This window comes from Thiobacillus sp. (assembly GCF_024708915.1).
The window spans coordinates 1-2,703 of record NZ_JANJXQ010000071.1; the positions used below are offsets into that span (position 1 = coordinate 1).

General features: G+C 64.8%; 3 protein-coding genes. All 3 read left to right on the forward strand.

Annotated elements, in window-relative coordinates:
- Nucleotides 1–52: 52 nt before the first annotated feature.
- Entirely contained in the window at nt 53–1,477 is a 1,425-nt protein-coding gene (thrC, locus tag Q0L94_RS05480) for a threonine synthase (protein ID WP_296750955.1), read from the forward strand.
- Nucleotides 1,440–2,096, forward strand: a complete 657-nt coding sequence (locus tag Q0L94_RS05485; protein ID WP_296750958.1) for a uracil-DNA glycosylase family protein — start codon at nt 1,440–1,442, stop codon at nt 2,094–2,096. Before thrC ends, Q0L94_RS05485 begins: the two co-directional genes overlap by 38 nt.
- A gap of 34 nt (nt 2,097–2,130) precedes the next feature.
- On the forward strand, nt 2,131–2,703 hold a 573-nt coding region (locus Q0L94_RS05490; protein WP_296750960.1), incomplete at its 3' end, for a glutathione S-transferase C-terminal domain-containing protein.

Below are 2,703 nucleotides of genomic sequence, written 5' to 3' on the forward strand. Positions count from 1 at the left end.
GTGATGCGCATCCGCCTCGAAGAACTGGCGGCCAGGTAACCAAGGGCAGGCAATGAACTACCTCAGCACGCGCGGCCTTGCGCCACAACTCCGTTTCTCCGAAATCCTGCTCGGCGGGCTCGCCAGCGACGGCGGCCTTTATGTGCCGGAGTCCTACCCACGCTTTACCGACGCCGAACTCACGGCGATGCGCGGGATGGATTACCGCGAACTGGCCTTCGCCGTACTGGCGCGCCTGATCGACGACATTCCGCACGACGACCTGCGCCGGCTGATCGACAAGACCTACACCGCCGATGTCTACCGCTACGCCGGCCCGGGCGAGGACGCGGCGGACATCACTCCGCTGAAAACGCTGGAACCCGGCCTGCACGTGCTGGCGCTGTCGAACGGCCCGACGCTGGCGTTCAAGGACATGGCGATGCAGCTGCTCGGCAACCTGTTCGAATATGTGCTGGCGAAAACCGGCGGCGAGCTCAACATCCTCGGTGCCACGTCCGGCGACACCGGTTCGGCCGCCGAATACGCGATGCGCGGCAAGCGCGGCATCCGGGTGTTCATGCTGTCGCCCGAGCACGGCATGACGCGCTTCCAGCAGGCGCAGATGTATGCGCTCACGGACGCCAACATCCACAACCTGGTGATCCGCGGCGTGTTCGACCAGTGTCAGGATATCGTCAAGGGCGTTTCCAACGATCTGGACTTCAAGACGCGCCACCACATCGGCGCGGTCAACTCGATCAACTGGGCGCGTGTCGCGGCGCAGAGCGTGTATTACTTCAAGGCTTATTTCGCGGCCACTCACGGCAACGACCAGCAGGTGTCGTTCTCCGTGCCGTCGGGCAACTTCGGCAACGTCTGCGCCGGCCACATCGCGCGGCGGATGGGCTTGCCGATCGCCAAACTGATCGTCGCCACCAACGAGAACGACGTGCTCGACGAGTTCTTCAAGACCGGCGTCTACCGCCCGCGCCCGGAAACCAGGCACACCTCCAGCCCGTCGATGGACATCTCCAAAGCGTCCAACTTCGAGCGCTTCGTGTTCGATCTCAGCGGGCGCGATGCCGCCAGGATCCGCAGCCTGTGGGGCGCGGTCGAGTCGGGTGGCAGCTTCGATCTCAATGCAGACGGCCTGTTCGGGCGCGTGGCCGAGTTCGGCATGGTTTCGGGATCGAGCAGCCACGCCAACCGCATCGACACCATCCGTACCGTGTACGAGGTCTACGGCACCATGATCGACCCGCATACCGCCGACGGCCTGAAAGTGGGTCTCGAGCACCGCGAGCCGGGTGTGCCGCTGATCTGTATGGAAACCGCGCAGCCGGCCAAGTTCGAGGACGCGATCCGCGAGGCGCTCGGTATCGAGCCGGTGCGCCCGGCCGAACTCGCCGAGCTGGAAGCGCGGCCGCAGAAAAAGCACGTCATGGATGCCGACATCGATGCGGTCAAGCGGTTCATCGCCGACCACGCCGGCTGATCCCGACTGGCCGGAAGACCTTGGCAGACTGGTGGAGAGGGTGCAGGCGTGCACCGTCTGCGCCGCAAACCTGCCGCATTCCCCGCGTCCCGTCCTGCGCGTTTCTCCTACTGCGCGTCTGCTGATCGTCGGCCAGGCGCCGGGGCGGCGCGTGCACGAGACCGGCATTCCATGGAACGACCCCTCCGGCGATTTGCTGCGGCAATGGCTGGGCATGACGCGCGAACAGTTCTACGATGCGGCGCGCATCGCCATCGTCCCCACCGGCCTGTGCTACCCCGGCACGGCGAAGGGCGGCGACCTGCCGCCGCGCCCGGAATGCGCGCCGCTGTGGCATCCGCAGCTGATCCAGGCCATGCCGCAGGTCCGGCTGACGCTGCTGATCGGCGCCTACGCCCAGGCGTATTACCTGGGGCGGCGGCGTGGCAGAACGCTGGCCGACACGGTGCATGCATGGCACGATTTCCCTCCGGATTTATTCCCGCTGCCGCATCCCAGTCCGCGCAACCGGCTGTGGCTGAAGCGTAACCCCTGGTTCGAAACCGAAGTGCTGCCGGCCCTGCGCGAACGGGTTGGAGCCGCACTGGCGCCGGGTGATAATGACGGCGCTGCGCCATAACCAGATCTAACAACGCCATACTCAGGGAACCCGAATGAAACTCGTCAGCTCGCTCACCAGCCCTTACGGCCGCAAGGTTCGTGTGGTGCTGGCGGAAAAGAAAATCCCGTTCCAGCTCCAGGTCGAGAATCCCTGGCTGCCCGACAGCCCCGTGCCCGATTTCAACCCGCTCGGCAAGGTGCCGGTGCTGGTGCTGGAGGACGGTGAATCTGTGTTCGATTCGCGCGTCATCGTCGAGTACCTCGACCATGTCAGTCCGGTTGCGCACCTGATTCCCGGCGAGCCGAAAAGCCGCATGATGGTACGCGGCGTCGAAGCGCTGGCCGACGGCGTTACCGACGCCGCGGTCGCGATTTTCTACGAGAAGAAACGCCCCACCGACAAGCAGAGCACCGACTGGCTGACGCTGCAGGAAAAAACCCTGTTCCGCGGACTCGAAGCCCTGTCCGAGGCGCTGGGCGAAAAGCCCTGGTATCTTGGCAACAGCATGACGCTTGCCGACGTCGCCTGCGGCTGCATGCTGGGGTATCTGAATCTGCGCTTCCCTGAAATCGATTGGCGCGGCGCGCATCCCAACCTGGCAAAACTTTTCGACAAGCTGATGACG

Excerpts from the sequence above, each read along its gene's own strand:
- thrC (WP_296750955.1), top strand. The coding sequence starts at position 53 with ATGAACTACCTCAGCACGCGCGGCCTTGCGCCACAACTCCGTTTCTCC.
- Q0L94_RS05485 (WP_296750958.1), top strand. The coding sequence starts at position 1,440 with ATGCGGTCAAGCGGTTCATCGCCGACCACGCCGGCTGATCCCGACTGG.